This window comes from Corynebacterium sp. LaCa78, from assembly GCF_046717505.1.
Lineage (GTDB): Bacteria > Actinomycetota > Actinomycetes > Mycobacteriales > Mycobacteriaceae > Corynebacterium.
In genome coordinates this window covers 534,851-556,706 of record NZ_CP177112.1, presented here as the reverse complement: position 1 = coordinate 556,706, position 21,856 = coordinate 534,851, and the positions used below count along the sequence as shown (strand labels likewise).

Annotated in this window: 17 protein-coding genes and 1 pseudogene; 9 read left to right on the top strand and 9 right to left on the bottom strand. The window is 60.0% G+C overall.

The features are described from left to right. The first annotated feature begins 95 nt into the window (after positions 1-95). The 3 genes and pseudogenes from ACLI1O_RS02770 to ACLI1O_RS02760 form a co-directional block, all read left to right on the top strand. Entirely contained in the window at positions 96-854 is a 759-nt protein-coding gene (locus ACLI1O_RS02770; RefSeq protein WP_239275612.1) for an ABC transporter permease, read from the top strand. A gap of 140 nt (positions 855-994) precedes the next feature. Next, entirely contained in the window at positions 995-1,273 is a 279-nt protein-coding gene (locus ACLI1O_RS02765) for a GntR family transcriptional regulator (RefSeq protein WP_005281564.1), read from the top strand. A 94-nt stretch (positions 1,274-1,367) separates the two neighbouring features. After that, positions 1,368-2,414: pseudogene (locus ACLI1O_RS02760) on the top strand (DUF1648 domain-containing protein); the annotation flags it as partial. Between the two features lie 253 nt (positions 2,415-2,667). Here the strand turns inward: ACLI1O_RS02760 and ACLI1O_RS02755 are convergent. From ACLI1O_RS02755 to prpD, 4 genes are all read right to left on the bottom strand, one after another. Beyond that, entirely contained in the window at positions 2,668-6,099 is a 3,432-nt protein-coding gene (locus ACLI1O_RS02755; RefSeq protein WP_284771789.1) for a pyruvate carboxylase, read from the bottom strand. A gap of 483 nt (positions 6,100-6,582) precedes the next feature. Further along, a complete protein-coding gene (locus tag ACLI1O_RS02750; protein ID WP_239270045.1) occupies positions 6,583-7,743 on the bottom strand; it encodes a bifunctional 2-methylcitrate synthase/citrate synthase in 1,161 nt (386 codons plus the stop codon). Positions 7,744-7,756: 13 nt separating this feature from the next. Beyond that, a complete protein-coding gene (prpB, locus tag ACLI1O_RS02745) occupies positions 7,757-8,689 on the bottom strand; it encodes a methylisocitrate lyase (protein ID WP_239270044.1) in 933 nt (310 codons plus the stop codon). Continuing rightward, a complete protein-coding gene (prpD, locus tag ACLI1O_RS02740; protein ID WP_239270043.1) occupies positions 8,689-10,200 on the bottom strand; it encodes a 2-methylcitrate dehydratase PrpD in 1,512 nt (503 codons plus the stop codon). The genes prpB and prpD overlap by 1 nt, the downstream gene beginning before the upstream one ends. 165 nt (positions 10,201-10,365) lie before the next feature. On the opposite strand from prpD, the gene ACLI1O_RS02735 reads away from it, so the two are divergent. Continuing rightward, positions 10,366-11,679: a short-chain fatty acyl-CoA regulator family protein gene (locus tag ACLI1O_RS02735; RefSeq protein WP_239270042.1), complete on the top strand. Its 1,314-nt coding sequence runs from the start codon at positions 10,366-10,368 to the stop codon at positions 11,677-11,679. 9 nt (positions 11,680-11,688) lie between these two features. Here ACLI1O_RS02735 and ACLI1O_RS02730 read toward each other — a convergent pair whose 3' ends face one another. From ACLI1O_RS02730 to upp, 4 genes are all read right to left on the bottom strand, one after another. Further along, entirely contained in the window at positions 11,689-13,116 is a 1,428-nt protein-coding gene (locus ACLI1O_RS02730; protein WP_005281545.1) for an NAD(P)H-quinone dehydrogenase, read from the bottom strand. Between the two features lie 70 nt (positions 13,117-13,186). Next, positions 13,187-14,377 (bottom strand): M20 family metallopeptidase, encoded by a 1,191-nt coding sequence (locus tag ACLI1O_RS02725; RefSeq protein WP_005277354.1) that lies wholly within the window; start codon positions 14,375-14,377, stop codon positions 13,187-13,189. Positions 14,378-14,455: 78 nt separating this feature from the next. Next, positions 14,456-14,818, bottom strand: a complete 363-nt coding sequence (locus ACLI1O_RS02720; protein WP_005281543.1) for a helix-turn-helix domain-containing protein — start codon at positions 14,816-14,818, stop codon at positions 14,456-14,458. Between the two features lie 54 nt (positions 14,819-14,872). Next, positions 14,873-15,508 (bottom strand): uracil phosphoribosyltransferase, encoded by a 636-nt coding sequence (gene upp, locus ACLI1O_RS02715; RefSeq protein WP_411706931.1) that lies wholly within the window; start codon positions 15,506-15,508, stop codon positions 14,873-14,875. 57 nt (positions 15,509-15,565) lie between these two features. On the opposite strand from upp, the gene ACLI1O_RS02710 reads away from it, so the two are divergent. From ACLI1O_RS02710 to ACLI1O_RS02690, 5 genes are all read left to right on the top strand, one after another. Continuing rightward, positions 15,566-15,844: a chemotaxis protein gene (locus tag ACLI1O_RS02710; RefSeq protein WP_239270040.1), complete on the top strand. Its 279-nt coding sequence runs from the start codon at positions 15,566-15,568 to the stop codon at positions 15,842-15,844. Then, the gene (locus ACLI1O_RS02705; RefSeq protein ID WP_239270039.1) at positions 15,845-16,753 is read left to right on the top strand and encodes a C40 family peptidase; all 909 of its coding nucleotides are present in this window, start codon (positions 15,845-15,847) and stop codon (positions 16,751-16,753) included. Positions 16,754-16,807: 54 nt separating this feature from the next. Next, the gene (locus tag ACLI1O_RS02700; protein ID WP_239270038.1) at positions 16,808-18,046 is read left to right on the top strand and encodes a hypothetical protein; all 1,239 of its coding nucleotides are present in this window, start codon (positions 16,808-16,810) and stop codon (positions 18,044-18,046) included. A gap of 259 nt (positions 18,047-18,305) precedes the next feature. After that, positions 18,306-19,940 carry an IS21 family transposase gene (gene istA / locus ACLI1O_RS02695; RefSeq protein ID WP_239270169.1) on the top strand — a complete coding sequence of 545 codons (1,635 nt, stop codon included), beginning with the start codon at positions 18,306-18,308 and terminating at the stop codon, positions 19,938-19,940. A 2-nt stretch (positions 19,941-19,942) separates the two neighbouring features. Continuing rightward, positions 19,943-20,740 carry an ATP-binding protein gene (locus ACLI1O_RS02690; RefSeq protein ID WP_349837246.1) on the top strand — a complete coding sequence of 266 codons (798 nt, stop codon included), beginning with the start codon at positions 19,943-19,945 and terminating at the stop codon, positions 20,738-20,740. A 138-nt stretch (positions 20,741-20,878) separates the two neighbouring features. Here ACLI1O_RS02690 and ACLI1O_RS02685 read toward each other — a convergent pair whose 3' ends face one another. After that, positions 20,879-21,703: an alpha/beta hydrolase fold domain-containing protein gene (locus ACLI1O_RS02685; protein ID WP_239275584.1), complete on the bottom strand. Its 825-nt coding sequence runs from the start codon at positions 21,701-21,703 to the stop codon at positions 20,879-20,881. Between the last annotated feature and the right edge of the window lie 153 nt (positions 21,704-21,856).

Here is a 21,856-nt window from a genome sequence, read left to right as displayed (position 1 = left end):
GCTCGCTCGCCCTCATCATCCTCCTCGAGGCGCTCTATCCGCTGCGCAGCCTTTCGCTCGGGCGTTGGGTCTATGCGGATAGGCCGCGGGGGCGCATGGGAGGCGTCGATAAGCTGTCTATTGCCCAGCTCGCCGGCGTGAGCCTCCTAGGTCTTGCCCTGTGTGCATCGCTGCATCTTCCACTCTATGCGGCGATAACCCTCCCCCTGCTGCGGTTTGCCATCGGCTGGCGATCCTTCGAACTCGCCTCGCTCCTCCGCGCGGGCCGTACCCGTGCCATCGGCTCGTCCTCCTTTGGGCTACTGGATTCTGAGGTTTCTGCCGATGCTATCGCCTCCCAATCCGCTCGCCTGCGCCCGCGCTCACATGCCACGGCTTCGCTCAGTCTCCTCTTTGCTCGGCGCCTGTTTCGCCGGTGGTACATCCCCCTCGGTGCGGTCGCCGTCATGGGACTGACCCTAGCGCTAGCACCTCAGCTCGGCGGCCTTGCTCTTATTGGATTTGCTGCCGCTTGGACCATTGTCGGCGCCGCTACTGGCCGCGCCGCCTCCTTCGGCCGCATCGTCGATGGTGCGTGGCCCGACTGGGGACTGCCACTGGCTGCCACCGCAGGTGCTGCCGTTGTCGGCACCGCCTTCATCGCCACCGTGTGGAAGCTGTCCCTGTTCACGCTCGCAGCATGTTGTTTGGGGCTTAGTTACACCGCTTTTAAGCGCTCCCGTCCCGCACGCGTTACCACCATGAATATCATCGATACCGGCGGCTTCGGCGCCTCCTTCTCTCCCGAGGTCTTCGGTTACTTCATGCGCGGGAGCTACGGTATTGCTGCCATCGCTGGGGCCCTTTTTCTCTAGTCTCCCTGCCCCGCAACCCAGGTACGTCACTGCATTAAGTCGCAGGTACCTGGGATTCTTTTTGCCCTCTTTTCTGTACCACATAAAATAATACAGCTTGTGTTACAGCAAGTAATACAGAAAAAGATTGGAGGTGACAGATGTTCATTACCCTTCACCCCGAATCTGACGTCCCCGTTTTTCAACAGATTCACGATGAAATCGTTTTGGCTATCGCTCGCGGACAGCTTTCCGATGGCGACAAGCTAGATCCCGTCCGCCGCGTTGCCAAGGATATAGGCATTAACCCTGCCACCGTGAAGAAGGCATACGACCTCTTGGTTTCCGAGGACCTTGTAAAACCGCCGGACGCTCCGGCTCCATCGTCAGGCCTGGTGCTCGCACCACCGCGCAAGAAAAACAACTGGAAGAGCAATTAAGCCGCATAGTCGCACTCGCCCGCGCCCAAGGCTTTAGCCCAGATGAGCTCCACGCTCGACTCAGCTCCACCCTTAATGACCTGGAAGTATCACCATGATTTTCACACTCATAATGGCCGCCACCACCCTGGTTATCACCTGGATCATGGCCACAGCCCCCTCCCTGGCCTCACCTGGCACACCGCTCGGAGTGCGCGTGCCCAAGGCTTATCTTTCTGATCCTGCGGTTACCTCCGCCCTCGCCGGATTCAAGATACGCACGTGGAGCTGCGGCATCGTGGCAACGGCCATGTCCCTCTTTGCCTGGAAACTGCCGTTATTAGCCGCACTACCTTCCCTCGTGGTGGCGCTCGGTGGCATGTGGGCTTATGCGTCCCAACGCCGCCGTATCATCGCGGCTAAAAAGGCGGGCGGCTGGTTCGACGAGGTTGAAACCAGCATCGCTGCCCGTGTTTCCACCACAGCCATTGATGCGCCCGAATTTCGCGGCATCCCTACCCCGACCTTTCCGTGGGTAACCATGCTCTCTTCCCTGCTGTGCATCGCGGCCGGTGCCATCATCGTCGCTTCCCACTGGTCCGCCATTCCGGACCCCGTTCCCGTGCACTGGAATGAATCCATGGAGGCCGACAATTGGAGCGACAAATCAATTGGGAGCGTATTTTTCTCCTCATTCGTCGCTTTAGCATTGCTGGGCCTATTTGCCATTATCTGCTCTTTTATCGCGCATAGTGAGGTGTCCCCACGCTCTGAGCGCAGCATTAAAGCGCGGCTGCGTAACGAAGCAAACCTCGCCCTGACGAACACCGGCATGGGAGTCCTCACCCTGCTCATCAGCGCCGGGATGGCGCTGATGCAGGTAACCGGCCCTATCCCGCATTATCAACGCTTCAACGGCGCCGCGATCACCACAATGCTGATTCTCACCATTGGTGGCAGCATCGGTCTAGTTGTATTTCTTCTCTACAAGCAATCCCGGTTATCCGAACAATTGCGCGGTATTCACTTCGCTGATGAAGACAAAGAATCACCGGACAATGACCACCTCTATAAATGGGGAGTAATATATTACAACCCGGATGATCCGGCGGTACTGGTAGATAAGCGCTTCGGTACGGGAATGTCATTTAATTATGCCCGGTGGCAGGCCAAAGTCTTTTTCGGCCTCGTGGTACTCATCTTGGTCGGCTCGTTAGCATTGCCCGTCATCCTTGGTTAAGGCGAGCCTCCGCCATCCTCGCGAATCAACGATTTCGTCCATCTAGAGCAAGGATTTCGTCGACGGTTGCGGTCATTTGGATGGACGAAATCGTTGATTTTTAGCACAGCTAGACACCAAAGCGCCCCGCTGCCTCGAGATAAATCGAGGGAAGCGGGGCGCTTGAGTGTGCAGACTAGTTGATTACGGCAATGAGGTCGCCGCCTTCCACCTTGGTGGCCTGGCCAATGGCCACGCGTTCGACCACGCCATCCTTGGTGGCGGAAATGGAAGCTTCCATCTTCATGGCCTCGATGACCGCGATTTGGTCGCCGGCCTTGACCTCGTCGCCTGGCTCTGCCGTGGGGTTGACCACACCGGCGAACGGGGCCGCTACGTGGCCGTCATTGGACGGGTCCGCCTTCTCCACCGTGGCCACGGTGGATTCGGCGTTTTCATCGCGCACCTTCATCGGGCGGATTTGGCCGTTGACGTTGAGCACAACATTGCGCATGCCCTTCTCATCCGGCTCACCCACGGCATCGAGGCGCACCACGATCTGCTTAAGGTTGGAGCGATCGGTGGAATCTTCTGGGAAGAAGTGCACTACCTTTTCTTCGCCTTCGGTCAGGCCGTAGAAGAAGGTCGTATCCGTCAGCGCCTCGGTATTGCCATACTTGCGGCGGAACTCGTTGAATTCCTCGAACTGCTTGGGGAAGAGCAGGCGGTTCAGGCTGGCGCGGCGCTCATCCGAGTTATCCGACTCCAGGTGCGGCTGCTCCTCTGCCGGGACATCGTTAATCTGCGCACCGGTTTCGGCGCGGCCATCGAGGACCTTATCGCGCAGCTCCGGCCAGCCACCCGGAGGGGTACCCAGCTGGCCGCGGAGGAATTGATCCACGGAATCCGGGATATCGTACTTCGTCGGGTTCGCCGCAAAGTCTTCCGGAGAAACGCCGGTGCCCACGAGATGGAGCGCCAAATCACCCACCACCTTGGAGGACGGGGTGACCTTGGTGGGGCGGCCTAGCATCTCGTTGACGGCGGCGTAGTTATCCTCGATGACCTCGAAGCGATCCGCCAGGCCCAATGCGACGGCCTGCGCGCGCAGGTTCGACAGCTGACCACCCGGAATCTCGTGCTTGTACACACGGCCGGTCGGGCCAGGAATGCCGTTCTCGAACGGGGCGTATAGCTGACGCACGGCCTCCCAATACGGCTCCAAATCCGAGACCGCTTGCAGGTCGATTCCTGTATCGCGCTTGGAGTTGGAGAATGCAGCGATGAGCGCGGAAAGCGAAGGCTGCGACGTGGTGCCGGCCAGCGGTGCCGAGGCGCCATCGACGATATCGGCGCCGGCGCGCGCCGCCGCGAAGTAGGTAGCGATCTGGCCACCGGCGGTATCGTGCGTGTGGACGTGGACCGGCAGGTCGAATTCCTTGCGCAGCGCGGTCACCAGCGTGTGTGCGGCCTCTGGGCGCAGCAGGCCGGCCATGTCCTTAACGGCCAGGATGTGCGCGCCGGATTCTACAATCTGCTCGGCGAGCTTCAAGTAGTAATCCAAGGTGTAGAGGTCTTCCTTCGGCGAAGAAAGGTCACCGGAATACGCCATGGCTACCTCGGCCACGGTGGTATTCGTCTCGAGCACGGCATCGATGGCAGGGCGCATCTGGGAGACATCGTTAAGCGCATCGAAAATGCGGAAGACATCCACACCGGACTTGGCCGCTTCCTGCACGAAGGCGCGGCAGACCGAATCCGGGTACGGGGTATAACCCACGGTATTGCGCCCGCGCAGGAGCATCTGGATGTTCTGATTCGGCATGGCCTCGCGCAGTAGGTCCAAGCGCACCCAGGGATCCTCGTGGAGGAAGCGCATGGCCACGTCATAGGTAGCACCGCCCCACGCCTCCACAGAGAAGAGGTCCGGGGTCAAGCGCGCCACGGCCTCTGCCGCTGAGACCAAGGCGGTGCTGCGCACGCGGGTAGCAAGCAGGGACTGGTGGGCATCGCGGAACGTCGTGTCCGTAACCATCAATGGTTCTTGGGCACGAATCTTTTCCGCGTACTTCTGTGGCCCTAGCTCCAGGAGATCATCGCGGGAACCGCGCGGGAGCGGCTCTTCCGTGTTGAACTCCGGCAGCTTATCAAACGGGCGCAGCGCGGTGGGCCTATCACCATTGGGCTTATTCACGGTGACATCCGCGATGTAGTCCAGGATACGACCGGACTCATCTACCGCCGGTGGCGCCTTGAGCAGATCCGGGTGCTCGGTAATGAATCCAGTATCGACGCGGGTATTGACGAAGTCAGATTCATTGAGCAACGCGCGCAGGAAGCCGATATTGGTGGCCACGCCGGAGACGTGGAACTCGTTCAGCGCGCGGCGAGCACGGTGCACAGCCTGCTCGAAGGTGGTGCCGCGGCAGGTCATCTTCACCAACAGGGAGTCGAAGTTGGGCGATACCTCAGCACCCACGGAGGTAGCGCCGTCCAAGCGTACACCAGCGCCGCCCGGCGAGCGATATGCGGTCAACGTACCCGTATCTGGGCGGAAGCCGTTATTCGGGTCTTCGGTAGTAATGCGGCACTGCAGGGCGGAGCCGGTAATGGTGATATTTTCTTGCGACAGGTTGATGTCTTCCAAGGAAGCACCGGCGGCGATATTCATCTGCGCCTTGACGATGTCCACACCGGTAACCTCCTCGGTCACGGTGTGCTCCACCTGCACGCGTGGGTTCATCTCAATAAAGACGTGGTTGCCGCGCTCGTCCACGAGGAATTCCACCGTGCCGGCGCCCTCATAGTTAATGTGCTCGCAGAAGTTCACGGCATCCTGGCAGATGCGATCGCGCAGCTCCGGATCCAGCGACGGCGCGGGAGCGATCTCTACGACCTTCTGGTGGCGGCGCTGCACGGAGCAATCGCGTTCAAAGAGGTGAATGACATTGCCCTGGGCATCCGCGAGCACCTGCACCTCAATGTGTTGCGGATTAATCACCGCGGTCTCGAGGTACACGCTGCCATCACCAAAGGCCGCCTCGGCCTCGCGCGAGGCTTCTGCTGCCCGTTCGCGCAGCTCAGATTCCGATTCCACGTAGCGCATACCGCGCCCTCCACCGCCAGAGACGGCCTTAACAAAGACTGGGAAGCTGAAGTCACCGGCGTCTGCCACCAGCTTATCGATGTCCGTAGTCGGCTCCGAGTCCTGCAGCGTCGGCAGCCCTGCTTCCTTCGCGGCGTTAACCGCAGCGGATTTATCACCGGTGAGATCCAGCGTGCTCGGGGTGGGGCCAATGAACTTAATGCCATTATCCTCGCAGGCACGGGCCAAATCGGCGCGCTCGGACAAGAAGCCGTAACCCGGATAGATTGCGTCCGCCTCAGACTTCTTGGCAGCGCGGATGATTTCCTCGATATCGAGGTATGCCTTGACGGGCTGTCCCTCGTCACCAATGCGCACTGCCTCATCCGCAAAGGCGCGGTGGAAGGAGTTGCGATCTTCACGAGGATAGACGGCGACGGTCTTCGCCCCCGTTTCAAAGGCAGCGCGGAAGGCACGCACGGCGATTTCACCGCGGTTGGCTACCAAAATCTTGTCGAACGATGGAAGGGCGGAATTGGCCACTTGGGTGTTCCTTTCAACTTGGAAGACACTGCGTTGCAATGTCCCCACTGGGGTGATCCGTCTCTCAGTTTAGAGATAAAAATAGTTTTTATCATCCCTTTTTTGAACGGAATTTTCTACACTCACCTGCAACTTAAACCCCGCGAAAGCAATTTCTGCCAGTCAACCAGTAATAACAGGCCTAACAATTTTGCAAAGTCTGCAAATTTCATCTGGCAAATTTTTCGCAGCCGGTACCGCAGCCGCAGCTGGATCCGCAGCCGCAGTCGGGGCCGGAGCTGCAGCCGCTACATGCGCATCCTCCTATGCAATACCTGAGGCGAAAATGCAACATCTGAGGGCGCGGGTCGCTCAGTTATACCGTAGAAGGATGCACATATAGCGTAGGAGGATGCGCAAATGCTCCCCACGCAGGCATGGGGAGCATGGACGGCTCACTACCCGGTTACACGGACCGCCCGAACCGCGCGGGAAGCCGAGTGTTTAGAAGGACTTCGGTGGAACGGAGCGCTGGTCTTCGCCGACGTATGCGGACAGCGGGCGAATCAGCGAGTTGTTCTCATTTTGTTCCACGATGTGCGCGGTCCAGCCGGTAATGCGGGCCATGACGAAGATCGGGGTGAAGAACTGAATGTCGAACCCGAGGATGTGGTAGGCAGGGCCGGCCGGGAAGTCCAGGTTTGGCTTGATCTTGATCGAGGTGTTTTCCTCCATGGTCTTGGCCATGATGTCGTACATCTCGATCCACTTGGTCTGGTCGTGCTGCTCCGCCAACTCCTTGAAGGCGGCTTCCATGGTGGGAACGCGGGAGTCGCCGTTCTTGTACACGCGGTGACCAAAGCCCATGACCAGTTCCTTATTAGCCAGCTTGTTCTTGGTCCACTCCTCTGCCTTGGCAGGATCGTCTACCTCGAGGAAGTTCTTCATGACGGCCTCGTTGGCACCGCCGTGCAGTGGTCCCTTGAGAGCGCCAATGGCGGCGACGATGGCGGAGTAGGTATCAGACATCGTGGAGGTAACCACGCGTGCCGAGAAGGTTGAGGCATTGAAGGAGTGCTCGGCATAAAGGATGAGGGACTTATCAAAGGCCTCGATATCGGCGCGGTTTACCGCTGGGGAGCCTTCTTCATCGCCGAAGACCATCCACAGGAAGTTTTCGGCAAAGCCCTTCTTGCGGGACGGCTCGATGTAGCCCTCACCGCGGCGGCGACGGATATCGAGCGCGATGATGGTGGGGATCTTCGCCATGAGCTCGAGCGCGGTACGGCGCACGTGCTCGGAGTCCTTGGTGTATTCCTCCGCATCCTGGGCACCGATGAAGGAAATCGCCGTGCGCAGAACGTCCATTGGGTGGCAGCTTTGCGGCATGGACATGATCAGGTCAATGAGGTGGCGGTCCAGGTGACGCAATGCCTTCTCACGCGCGGAGAAGCGGATGAGGGATTCTTGCCCCGGCAGCTTGCCATTCCACAAGAGGTACGCAACCTCTTCGAAGGAGCAGTAGCGGGCCAGTTCTTGGACCGGGTAGCCGCGGTAGGTCAAGGAGTTGGTCTCAGGAACGACCTTGGAAATGGCGGTTTCATCAACAACGACGCCATAAAGCCCCTTGCGGATTTCTGGGGTTTCGTTTTTCTTATCGGACATGGCCACTGGCTCCTTAGCCTTCAAAAGTGGGTTGATAGTTGTCTTTGGAATAGGTGAATACGGACTGGTCGAACTCGTTGTATTCCTGGTAGCGGACCAGTTCGTACAGGCGGGAGCGGTGCTGCATGCGCTCTAACCACTCAGTCTGGATACCGGTTTCCTGCAAGTCGCGCAGGAATTCTTCGGTAGCGCCCATGGCCACGCGGAAGCTGGAGACCGGCCAGATCACGGCGTTGTATCCCAGTCCGTCGAGGGTCTTTGCTGATTGCAGCTCGGTTTTGCCGAACTCCGTCATATTCGCCAACAGCGGCGTATCCACGGCGGCGCGGAACTTTTCAAAGTCCGCAGGGGAATACAGCGCCTCGGTGAAAATCAGATCCGCACCGGCTTCGGCATAGGCCTTAGCGCGATCGATGGCGTCATCGATGCCATTGACACCGGCGGCATCAGTGCGCGCGCAGATGATGAAATTAGGATCGCGGCGCTCATTGACGGCCGCGCTGATGCGGCGGACCATGACTTCCTTGTCCACCACTTCCTTGCCATCGAGGTGCCCGCAACGCTTCGGGTTAACCTGGTCCTCCAGGTGGCAGCCGGCCAGGCCGGCATCCTCGAGGGCGGCGACGGTGCGGGCGGCGGACATGGGTTCGCCGAAGCCGGTATCGGCATCGACAAGCACGGGCAAGTCGGTAGCGCGCGCGATCTGCCCGGCGCGCTGGGCCACCTCGGTCAAGGTGGTAAGCCCGATATCGGGCAGGCCTAAATCGTTAGCCAGCACCGCGCCGGATACGTAGACGCCGTCGAAACCGCCAATGTCCTGGATAAGACGGGCGGTCAGCGGATTAAACGCGCCCGGCAGCGTGGTAATCGATCCGGATTCGATGGATTTGCGGAAGTTCGCACGCTTTTCAGCGTTGGTGATTGTAGAACCAAATAGTCCAGCCATTAGAAGATTCCCTCCGGTTTCTCGGGCGCGGTGGCGAGGTGCTCATCGCTGACCCGCACGTTGAGTTCGGTTAGATCGGTGAGGTTTTCTAGGTCTTGCACGGCGGTGAGGAAGCGCTCTTGCTCGGCCTCGTCGACGACGCCATCGGCAAGCTTTTTGAACTTGGCAATGTACTGCTCGCGGGCGAAGGGGCGGGCGCCCAGCGGGTGGGCGTCTGCCACGGCGCGCTCGTCCTCGATGACGGTGCCGTCCTTGAAGGTGATAACTGCCTTGCCACCGAAGGCCTTTTCCTCCAGGTCGTTGGAGTGATAGCGGCGCGTCCACTCGGGATCCTCGACGGTGGAGATCTTCTGCCACAGCTCGATGGTCTCCGGGCGGTTGGAGCGCTCAGGGGAATAGGAGGTTTCGTGGTCCCACACGCCATCTTCTAGCGCGACCGCGAAGATGTACATCACAGAGTGGTCCAGGGTTTCGCGAGAGGCGGAAGGATCCATCTTTTGCGGGTCGTTCGCGCCGGTGCCGATGACGTAGTGGGTGTGGTGGGAGGTGTGCAGCACGATGGACTCGATATCCGCCGTCTTGAGGCCCTTGTCCTCTAGCGTCTTTTTCAGCGCAAAGGCCATATCGATGGGCGCCTGCGCCTGGTATTCCGCGGAGTGTTCCTTAGTGTAGGTATCCAGGATGGCGGTCTTGGCCTCCCCGTTTTCCGGCAGGGGCACGGTGTAGGTGCGCTCTGGCGAATGCAGCATCCAGGCGATGAACCCGTCCTCGCCCTCCCAGATCGGCGCCGGGGCACCCTCGCCGCGCATGGTGCGGTCGACGGCCTCGATGGCCATCTTGCCGGCGAAGGCTGGCGCGTAGGCCTTCCACGAAGAAATCAGGCCCTTGCGGGACTGGCGGGTTGCCGTGGTGGTGTGCAGCGCCTGGCCGACGGCCTGGTAAATCGTGTCCCTATCCAGGCCCAACATGGTGCCAAGCCCCGCGGCTACCGATGGCCCCAAGTGCGCCACGTGGTCGATCTTGTGCTCGTGCAGGCACATGCCTTTGACCAGGTTGACCTGGATTTCATAGCCGGTTGCAATGCCGCGGATAAGGTCGCGACCGCTCAGACCCTTGTGCTGCGCTGCAGCAAGGAGCGGTGGAATATTATCGCCGGGGTGTGAATACTCGGCAGCGAGGAAGGTATCGTGGTAGTCCAACTCGCGGACCGCAGTGCCATTGGCCAGTGCTGCCCACTCCGCGGAATACGTGCCATCGATGCCGAAGATGGTGGATCCGCCCTTGTCCACGGGATGGGCTTCTGCCATCACCCGCGCGGAGGTGACGGGGCCACGGGCAACGGAGGCCATAGCTACGGAGGCGTTATCGATGATGCGGTTGATGATCATCTCGGTGGTTTCTTCCGGGACCTCTACGGGGTCCGCGGCCACCTCGGCCACCTTGTACGCCAAGTGCTCCTCGTAGGGGAAGTCCTCGGCGGATTTATGAGTGCGTACCTCATGGTTTTTCACTGGTTGCGTCCTCCTTCATCAAGAATGCGTTGCACATCACAGTAAATGCTTGCATGTGGTGCACGCTATAGGTAATGTTTGTGGAAATTAGCGGACTTCTTTTGTGAAATCTGCAAAACTTGTGATTTTCACAGCGCATGGGCCTTAAAGGAAGGAGGGGGACGCATGACCAAGCACTACGCGGGGGCACGGATTCACGCTTTGCGCAAGCAGCGCGGGCTCACCCAGGTGGCGATGGCGAAGAAACTCGGGCTATCCACGAGCTACCTCAACCAATTGGAAAACGACCAGCGCCCACTCACCGTGACCGTGTTAATGCAGCTAGCCCAGCGCTTCACCGTGGATCCCAGCTACTTCGCCGAAGACCGCGATATCCATACGATTACCGAACTCCGCCACATCTTCCCCGATGCCTCTGAAGAAACACTCTCGGATCTCGCCTCCCGCTTTCCCGAGTTGATGCCGCGGTTTGTCGACGTTGCCTCCCGCGCGCCCGCCGCGGACCCCTCCCCCTTTGAAGTGGTGCGTGATTTCTTTTATGACGCACATAATTACATCCACGAGCTCGATGTGCTCGCAGAGGAACTAGCCGGGCAATTGGGCGATCGCGTTCTGCGCCGCGGCCGGCTCGCCTCCCGGATGCATGAGGATCTGGGGGTTACGGTGCGCTTTTCCAGGCCCGGCCCTCGGCGGAGCTTCGACCCAGACACGCGCGAGCTCTCGCTGCGCGATGGGTTATCTGAGGCACAATTGGTCTTTGAGATGGCCCTGCAATACTGCCTGCTGGCCTACGGCGATATCTGCGACAACCTCGTATCTGAACTGCCCGAAGGTGAATCCCAAGACTTAGCCACCCTGGGCCTTGCGCAGTACTTCGCGGCGGCGGTGACCATGCCCTACCAGCGCTTTCTCAGCATGGCAGAAGATACCCGCTACGATATCGACCTGCTATGCAACTACTTTGGAACCGGGTTTGAAACAACGGCGCAGCGCCTCGCCACGCTCCAGCGCCCAGGGCTAAAGGGCGTGCCGTTTTCCTTCATCCGCACCGACCGCGCGGGCAATATTTCCAAGCGGCAGTCCTCCACTGCCTTTCACTTCGCGCGCTCTGGTGGATCCTGCCCCCTGTGGGTAGTCCACCGCGCCTTTGAAACCCCGAACCGCATTACCCGGCAGGTCGCCGCCATGCCAGACGGCCATGCTTACCTGTGGATCGGGCGTTTCGTGCAGGGAACGGCCAAGTCGTGGGGTACGCCGCGCAAGGAATTCGCTGTAGGCCTAGGCTGCGATATCACCCAGGCGGATCGCATCGTATATGCCGATGCCCTGAACCTAGACATCTCCGCCGCCACCCCGATTGGCCCAGGCTGTACGGCCTGCCCCCGCGAATTCTGTCCGCAGCGCGCCCTGCCGGAGGCAGATAGGCCGATCAAAATCGAGCTCAACCGCACTGCAGAGCAGGCCTACTCCACGTTCTAGGAACGAGGTTTATTCCAGGTCATCGTGGGCCACCAAGCGGCGGGCGGCCTCGGTAATGGTGCCGGAAAGCGATGGGTAGACCGCGAAAGAATCGGCCAGCTGGTTCACCGTGAGCTGGTTGGTCACCGCCATCGCAATCGGCAGGATGAGCTCGGAGGCGGTCGGCGCGACGATGACGCCACCGATCACGCGGCCGGAGGTAGCACGGCAGAATAGCTTGACAAAACCGTGCTGCAGCGAACGCATCTTTGCACGCGGGTTGGTATTGAGCGGCATGGTAATGGCGCGGGCGGCGACCTCACCGGCCTCGATCTCGGCCTGGGTAAAGCCGACCGCGGCGATCTCCGGGCGGGTAAAGACCGCGTTAGCCACGGTCTTCAGGCGCAGCGGCGAGACGCCTTCACCGAGCGCGTGGTACATCGCCACGCGGCCCTGCATCGCGGCCACGGAGGCAAGCGGGAAGAGATCGGAGCAGTCACCGGCTGCGTAAATGCCGGCAATATTGGTGCGCGAGACGCGGTCTACCTGGATGTGGCCAGACTTCGCGGTTTCCACGCCCACGTTTTCCAGCTTCAGGTCCTTGGTATTCGGGACGGAACCAATGGACATGATGACGTGCGAGCCATGGATCTCACGGCCGTCCTGCGTGGTGACCAGCACGTTGCCGTCCTCAGTGCGGTTAACGGTTTCCACGCGGCAGTTCTTTTCCAGCTCCACGCCGCGCTCGCTCAGCACGGTTTCGAGGACGTCGGCGGCATCGGCATCATCATGCGGCAAGATGCGATCGCGCGAGGCCACCATCGTGACCTTGACGCCCAGCTCGGCGAAGGCCGAGACGAACTCGGCACCGGTGACACCGGAACCCACCACAATGAGGTGCTCTGGCAGCTCGGTGAGGTTATATACCTGCTGCCAGGTCAGGATGCGCTCGCCATCCGGCTGGGCGCCGGGCAAAATGCGTGGGGTGGCGCCGGTAGCAACCAAGACGAGATCCGCATCCAGCGTCTCCTCGTGGCCATCCTCGTTGAAGACCGCGGTGACCTTGTGCCCGCCGAAGGCATCGGCCTGCTGATCCTCCGGGAAGTGCGCGCGGCCATCGATAACGCGGGCACCCAGGGAATCCATGGTATTGCGGATATCACCGGATTGCTTAGCCGCTAGGTCCTGCACGCGCTGGTTCAGCGCGCTGATGGAAAGCTGTGCCTTGCCGATGCCCTCGTTCAGCTCCATGTCATCCGCGCGGCGCAAGTCCGTTTTAATATTGGCGCCGGCGATGAAGGACTTGGAGGGAACACAGTCCAAGACCACGCTATTGCCGCCCATGCCTTGGTCTTCGATGATGGTGATTTCCGCGCCGTACTTGGCGCCAGCCAGCGCTGCCTCGTAGCCCGCTGGGCCACCGCCGATGATGACAATTCGCTTGGTCTGGTTCAACACGCAATTGCTCCTTTATAGGCTCCACTTTTAAAGTCGCCTACGAGTCTAACCCGTAGGTAACCCCAGCGCGTTAGTCCGCCTGCGCATTCTCCCCCATAAATTGCTCGACGACGGCCCCAAAAAGCTTAATGCCCACACCAATTGCCCGCTCATCCACGATGAGGTCGCCCATGTGCAGATCGTGCTGCTCCCCCTCCCCGGACCAGCAACCAAGGCGCGCCATGGAACCGGGTACCTTTTCCAAGTACCAGGAAAAGTCCTCCCCGCCGGAAGACTGCGGGGCCTGAACCACGGCCTGCGGGTCGATGGACTGTGCGGCAGAAGCGAGCATGGCGGTAGCGACGTCATCGTTAAGCACCGGCGGGACACCTCGGTTATAGGACAATTCGTGCTCTACCCCTACCGGTGCAAGGATCTGATCCACTAACTCCGCGAAGAGTTCCTGCATCTGGCGCCAGATGGTGATATCGGCGGTGCGCATCGTGCCGGTCAGCATGCCGGTTTCCGGGATTGCGTTAGGGGCGTAGCCGGAATTGACCTGGCCAAAGACCAAAACCGTGCCGGTGCGCGGGTCGACGCGGCGCGACAGCAGCGCCGGCAGCTCCGTAATAACCTTGCCCAGCGCATAGACCACGTCCGCGGATAGGTGCGGGCGCGAGGTATGCCCGCCCGGGCCCTTAATCTTGAGCTCCACTACGTCCGTTGCGGAGGTAATGGCCCCGGCGCGGATTCCGATGCGCCCCACGCGCAACTTCGGCTCGGCGTGGATGGCAAAGATGGAATGCACGCCTTCTAACGCGCCCCAAGAAATAACGTCGGTGGCCCCGCCGACCCACACCTCCTCTGCCGGTTGGAAGATGACGCGAATGCCCAGCTCCAGCTCATTAACCCGCTGAAAATCCGCCAGCGCGCACGCCAAGCCGAGCGCCACGGTAGTGTGCACATCGTGGCCGCACGCGTGCATGGTCCCGGGCTTCTCGGAGGTAAACTCCAGCCCTGTTACCTCCGTGATGGGCAGGGCATCGATATCGGCGCGGAAGGCCAAGCGGCCAAGCTCCGTGTCCGGGCCGATGTCTACCATGAGGCCGGTGTGCGGGAAGCGCTGCGGCTCAAGCCCGTAATCCGCAAGGATATTCGCGATGTAATTGGTGGTTTCCACCTCTTGGTTCGCCGTTTCCGGATTGCGGTGGATATGGCGCCGCCACGCGATGACCTCCGCACGGTGAGCATCGAACCACTCGTTAATAAACTCCGAGATCACGCGCACGCCTCCCTGTTGCTGGACTATCTCTTGGAGGCAGTCTACAACTAGACCATGCGGTTCAGTAAGTCAGGGTGGTTAGCCCCGCGCATTACTAAAGCGCCGCTGGTTGATGTAGTCCTGTGGAAAGGGCGCCACGTCTTCTACCCCGAGCACGGCGGAGTCTGCCAAGTGGCCCTCCACCACGTCCCCACCGGCCGGCAAGAGGACCGCCGGCGGGATTTCTAAAGCCAGCGCCAGCTTGTACACCGTGGATAATTGCGGGTCCGCCATGGTGTGTAGGCCATTTTCATTGCGTTCCAGGTTAGAAATCTGGCTGCGCGATACCCCCGAAATATCCGCAAGCACTTGCTGGGATACCCCGCGCCGCTCGCGCACGCGGCGCAGTTGTTGCGAAAATCCGTAGCCGTAGCTCGACCACATTAGTTGAATAAAACTCACGATCTTTTCCCCCTTTTGAAAGCCACCTTCGGGCTTTCAGGGAGAAATACTAGCTTAAAGATCGATATTGCGCGGGCCGTATAGGCGATCGCCGGCATCGCCAAGCCCCGGCACGATATAGGCATCCGCATTGAGTTCAGGGTCAATGGCGGAGGTGACGAGGCGAACGGGAAGGCCCGATTTCTCCAGCGCATCCACGCCGTTTTGGGCCGAGACCATGCAGATGGCAGTGATATCGGTAGCGCCGCGGGCGGCCAAGAGGCGCAGGGCGTGCAGCAGGGATCCGCCGGTGGCCAGCATGGGATCAACGACGAAGACGGTGCGCCCGGTGAGGTCTTGCGGCAGCGCCTCCAAGTACGGCACGGGCTCGTGGGTTTCTTCATCGCGCGCCATGCCGATGAACCCGACCTGGGCATCCGGAATCATCGACAGGGCAGGATCCACCATGCCGAGGCCTGCGCGAATGATGGGCACGATGATGGGTGGATCCTGCAGGCGGGTGCCTTGCGCTGTGGCAACCGGGGTTTCGCAAGCGAAGTTTTCTACCGCCAAATCGCGGGAGGCTTCATATACGAGCATGGTTCCCAGGTCCTTGAGCGCGGCGCGAAAAGCGGAGTTATCACTGCGCGCATCGCGCATCAGGGTCAGGCGGGAAGCGGCAAGCGGGTGGTCTACGACGTGGATATCCATGCCCACTACTTTAAACTTTTTGGGAACCACTTGGGCCATTGGCCAGTCCAATAGGGCATGAGACCATTTCAGATAGATACCGCCCACGCCCGCCATTTAGCCCGTGACCTGCACGCGAACGCGCAGGGAGACAATCCACCCCACCCGGCATTGCCCGAAGATTCGGCCTTTACCAGGTTCAATGAAGCGGTCCATGCCGCCTTAGACAATATTGGGGCGCGGATGACCATGCTGCGCCACGATATGGGGCACATCGCGCAGTCTTCCTTCCAGATGTCGCGCGAGGCGGAAGACTCCGATGCGGCGTTGCGCGACTCCCTCGGGGCGGCGATCTAAGTGCTTGCTACCGCCATTAAAAACATCGCCGCGCTGCAGCCTTCGCCGCTTCCCGATGTCCAACTTCCCCGCGTCCCAGATCTCTCCGCCGCGCAACCGCTGGCGGATATCGCGCACGGCGATGCCTCGCAGCTTATCGCCGCCGCGAACCTCCTCACCGGCGATAACGAGACCGTCTCCGCAGTACTTGGCCAGGCCCGAGGCCTCGTTACGGCGGCTGCCGGCGATATCTTTGGCATCGGCACGCAGCTTATCCAGGCCGCGGCGCCCATCGCGATGGGATTAATCTCCCTCGATCCCGCCTCCCGCGCCGCAGCGCTTGCGTCCCTTCGCACCGTAATAGACGAGCACATTGGCTTGGCGATGGCCCGAGTCAACCGCCTGAAAGACGAGCTCACCACCACCGCGGCGGCCCTGTTGCCCATCTCCCAGCGGCCGGTGGAATCCGCCGTCGGCCAGCCCCAGCAGGCCACGGCCGCCGCGGCGACGCATAGCGCCGTGGCTCCTCCGGCGGAGCTCGGTGCTGCACCCGCGCCGCACCCATCAGCGGGCGCAGAAGCCGGCTCGGAGGCAGGCCGCGCGGCCGTGGCCGCGGCTAAGAGCCAAGTGGGCCAGCCCTATACCTGGGGCGGAACCGGCAACGGTGGCTTTGACTGCTCGGGGCTTACTCAATGGGCCTATTCCCAGGCAGGGGTGGATATTCCGCGCACGGCGGACCAGCAGGCCATCGGCAAGCAGGTCAGCGCCGATCAGCTCCAGCCCGGCGATCTGGTGGTCTGGGATGGCCATGTGGCGATGTATTCCGGCAATGGCGAGATTGTGGAGGCCGGGGACCCCGTGCAGACCAACCCGCTGCGCACGAATAATATGGGCATGCAATTTAAGGGTTTTTGGCGGCCGACTGCCTGACAAGGCCCCGGCAATTCCGCGCGGCAGCTGGGGCGTTGGGTAGACTAAAAGCTCATGAGTACCCGTGCGATTGTGCCTATTAAGCTCTCCTTGACTGAGGGCGATTTTTATACCCTCTGGGCGCCCAAGTGGCGCGAAAATGGCTCCGAGTGGCAGGCCTTTTTGGGCGACGATGACTCCGTTTTGGTCTTTGATTCCCCCGCTGAGCTGCTGTGCTACCTCGAGTCCGATGCCAAGCATGACCTGCTGGATCACCCGCAGTGGGAGCATTTTTCCGCCCGCCCGGCGCACCGCGTCACCCCGGCCAAGCGCGATGAATACGATCTCATCGGCATGCCAGAAGCCCTCGCCGGCCGCCCCAGCCACGCCAATGTCTCCACCGTGGCGCGCGACCTCGAGGTGGCATCCGCGCTTGCCGATGTCGCCGCTGCCGAACAGACCACCATCTTCTTCGCCACCCACTCCATCCTGCGCAACGTCTCCCGCGGCGCCGACCACTACTCCGGCGAGCAGGGAATGAACGAATGGACCGGCGTCGGGCGGGTCATCTTGACCAACTGGAAGAAGGTCATCGCGGATCTGGATAAGCACGTCCGCGTGGTTCCGAGCGATGAATTCGACGCCGCCGCTATCTCCGATGCCGAAACCCGCATCTCCGAGGCAGCGAGTGCCGCCGACGCTGCCGCCAAGGAAGCCGAAGAAAAGCGCAAGGCCGCAGCAGACGCCGCCGATCCTTATGACGAGTCCCCCTGGGCCGCCGCCGGAATCGACCCGATTAAAATCACCGCGCAGTCCAAGTCCGTCTACACGCTGCGCACCTACCTGGACGGCAAGCCCATCTTCTTGGGCAAGTGGGGCGAAATCTTTACCTTCGATTCCTCCAAGACCCTGGTGCGGTGGCTCATCGATAATGATGACCATGACTTAGCGCGCGTGTCCACCTGGCAGGACGTCGTCACCGCAGCCAACGCCGGCGAGCTAGAGGTGCAGGTCCACCCGGATAACCAATATTCCTTCAATGGCATCGTGCGCGATATTGAAAAGGGGCCCGAAGCGGTCGACTCCGACCAGCTAGCCCGCTGCTACGAGGTCTGCGCCGATGCCGCGGACTGGGCCGGGGACGATTCCATCAACTCCTATATGCTGGCCAATCCGCGCTTGCAGGACTACCTCGGCTACATGCTCGGTTCCACCGAACACGCCGGCTACGTCCCGTCGAAGCCCTATAACGAGCACGCCGAGTCCTGGAAGGGCCTCGAGAACATGCTAATTAAGCGTTTTTCCCGCTTTTAGGCTTTTACTCTGCCCTGCGGACTACCGGCTCTAGCGACCTCAGCTGCCGGTATCGGCCACTAACCGCCAACCGCCCCAGTCCAACCACTCCTCATAGTGGAGCGTGGACTGGGTGACGCGCGACGCTATTTAGTACCGGTAGGGCGGTATCGAGTACCGACCGGTGCGGATATCGGGTACCGGGGGTAGTTTTTAGGCACTCTTTAGTGGACGGCCCACGCAGTGTGTACGCGTGGGTCGCGTTCACGTGGAAGGAGTGATGGTGGTGACGGATTACCGTGCCATCATGTTTGCCTTGGTTGCCGGGAATCGTTCCTGGAACCAGATTCGAGCCGATTTAGGGGTCTCGAAGTCGACGATTGATAAGGCCAGTCGCGTTGTAAGGGACCATCGACTCGATGCTCGTGGGATTGCTGGATTGTCGAATGCCCAGTTAGAGGAGCTATTTCCGGATAACCGGCGTCGCAACGATGCGGAGTTCCTCGCACCGGATTTCAAAAAGGTTGCTGAGCGGATGGTCTCTGGCAAGCGCGTGACGTTGAAAGTCGCGCACGCCAAGTACCTGGAGTTCCCTGTTGGTACTGGTCAGCGTCATTATTCGTATCGACAGTACTGTTCGCTGTTTGAGCATTATGTCGATGTTCATCAGCTGTCAGCGCCACTGAATCACGATCCCGGTGACGAGCTCATGGTGGACTGGTCGGGCGATGGAATGGTCGTTGTGGATCCTGTCTCAGGCCAGCGGGTTACCGCGCACTTGTTTGTAGCTTCATTGCCGCACTCAGGGATGATGCATGTATCGGCGTGGCCGGATCAAAAAATGCGGTCGTGGCTTTTAGCCCACCGTGCGGCTTTGGAGTATTTCGGTGGTTGTCCGCTGCGGTTGATCCCGGATAACGCGCTCACAGCCACGCAACAGATTTCCTGTGGGCTGCGGGGGCGTATCCCGGTTGCGGAGTATTCTACATTTGCCGATTTCTATCAGATAGGTATTACTGCGGCGAAAGGCTACCGGCCGCGGTATAAGGCGAATGTTGAAAAGGCCGTGGATATTGCCCAGCAATGGTGCGTGGAATACCTCGACGACCAGGAGTTCTACAGTTTCGACATGCTCAATAAGGCCCTCGAGGACCAAAGCGATTTCATCAACGATCGCCGTCCCTTCCGCGGGCAGGATATCTCTCGTCGCCAGTTGTTTGAAGACCATGAGCAACAGCTGCTGCGCCCATTGCCCGACCGGCGGTGGTCGTGGTCGCGGTGGAAGAAGTCCAAGGTCGCAATGAACTACCACATCCGGATCGCCAATCACTGGTATTCAGTGCCGTGGAAGCTAGCGGGCAAGTTCGTCGACGTGCAACTTTTTGATGACTATCTGGATGTCTTCTACGACGGTGAGATTGTTGCTTCACATCGTATTGCCCCTGCTAATTATGGCTACTCCACCTTGGATGAGCATGTCCCCGACAACCATAAGGACTTAAACACCCAGTGGAACCGGCAACGCTTGGAAGACTGGGCGAAAAGTATTGGGACCGCGACAGCACAGCTCATCGGCCAGATGTTTAACGCTCGTAAAGTCGAAGCCCAAGCATATTCTAGCGTTCTGGGCGTACTGAACCTATCGAAGGATTACTCCCGAATCGAACTCGAACAAGCCTGTGGTCAGCTGTTATCGCGCAAAGCAGTCCCCAGCGTCAACAAAGTAGCCCAAGAGCTCAAGGATCTAAAACAGGCCGCAGCACAGGCGTATTTGCCCACCGATGTACCACTGTCGACGGCCATCGACACTACGCGTGCGCACCGCCAACAGCCCACGGCGGACACGCCGGACTCTGTGTCGCATGTACGCGGGGCCGGGGCGTTTGCCTTCACTGATAAAGAATGGAAGGTATAGCCATGGCTCTTACCGATGAAGACTTCGAACTGCTCGGTTCTCTTCGCGGGATGCGTGTGTTTGCCACGACGCTGCAGGAGATCGTCAACGATCCCAGTCGTGACTTGGACTCCTTTGAAGACAAGATCAAAGAAGCTCTCGATGCTCAGGTAGCTGCACGTGATTCGAAAGTAATCGAAAAACTCGTCAAAGCCGCCAAGCTACCCAACGCGCTTGCGGCTTTGGAACGCTTTGAAGCACACAGCAACCGAGGGATCACTCCAGACCGTATTGAGCGGTTAGCTACCTGCGACTGGATTACCTACGGCAGAGATCTAACCATCGTGGGAGCTACCGGCACCGGCAAAAGCTTCCTCGCCCAAGGCCTAGCCGTGGCTGCGTGCCGGCATAAACTAACCGCACGCTACTTTAGACTCGCCGACTTAGCCGACGAGTTCGACGCCACAGCCGACGCTGCCTATGAGCGCAAAGCCCTCCTTGAGGAACTGACAAAGCCGGCTGTGTTGGTCATCGACGACTTCCTGGCCACGGACGTATCTGCCTTCGCCTTAGCCCAGGTATTCAACCTCCTGGTCAAGCGGGAGCATTCCTCAACCGTCATCGTCAGCCAGCACGAGCCGGAATACTGGTACAGCGTCTTTAGTGAAAACGCGATCGCCGACGCTGTCCTATCCCGACTTGCAAACAACGGCAGCAAACTCACCCTCATCGGTGAAGACATGCGCACCCGTGACGACTTCCAAGAAGAAAGGGGAACACTTAGCAAACAGCTCAAGCAACGTCAACGGTCCAAACGATAAGCGGGGGTAAAACCGGCTACCGGGCGGCTACCGCCACCCCGGTACCTGGTACCGCCTTACCGGTCCCTAAAACAAGCCCGCGTCAGACTGGGGCGGTTGCTGCATTTTCACCTACACTTCGCGCCACATAAAGTGCGGCTAGAGGTGAGAACCGAGGTGCTCGATAAGATCTGCCAGCATTCTGCGCGACTGGGGCGCACGCGGGCGTACCTGATCGAAGCCGTGATAAGCACCTGCATACACATCAAGTGTGGTCTCGACTCCGGCGTTCTGCAGTGCGGTAGCAAAGGCTACGGATTCATCATGAAAAAGGTCGATGTCTCCCACGCCGATCCACGTGGGCGGCATCCCCGAGTGATCCGAACGCGTCGCCGGCGATGCATACGGTGGCAGCGGGGTTCCTAAATGGTCCTTGCCTAAGTACATATCCCAAGCGCCGCGATTTAAATTCGGAGGACAAATAAACTGCCCCACCGCACCCTCTTTAACAATGGTGCGGTGATCAAGCATTGGATAGACCAATCCAAGCGCTCGAATGGAATGACCTTCATCCACCGTGCGCTGGGCAAGGCCTGCGGCCAAGCCACCGCCGGCGCTATCGCCAGCGACCGCAATGCGCGAAGTATCCGCGCCTAAAAGCTCGCCATTTTCCTGCATCCAGCGCAAAGCGGCATAACACTCTTCCAGATCCGCAGGAAAAGGTTCCTGCGTGGATTTGTGATAGCGCGGTGCGATGACGATGGCCCCCAGCTCCGATGCGATGAGCGAAGTTTGGGGATCATGCATCGCGGGACCACCGAGCAGGTGACCTCCGCCGTGAATCCACATCACCACGGGACGTGGCTCGGCTGGCGCTCCATCTCCGCGTGGAGTAATAACGCGGGCACGGAATGCTTGGCCTTCAAAAGAACAAGATAGCTCTTCGATGTCCACCGGACGCCACTTCGGACGTGCCACGTCCATATTGGCAAATAACCTGCTCGTTCGAGCGAATCGATCACCCGAAAGCAAGTGCAGCGGCAGGTACAGTAATGGGCTGCGAAGCTCAGGAGCAACGCTGCGTAGATAAGGACGGCGGCTCTTTATATATGCCGCCGCCCCTACTACCGCACTACC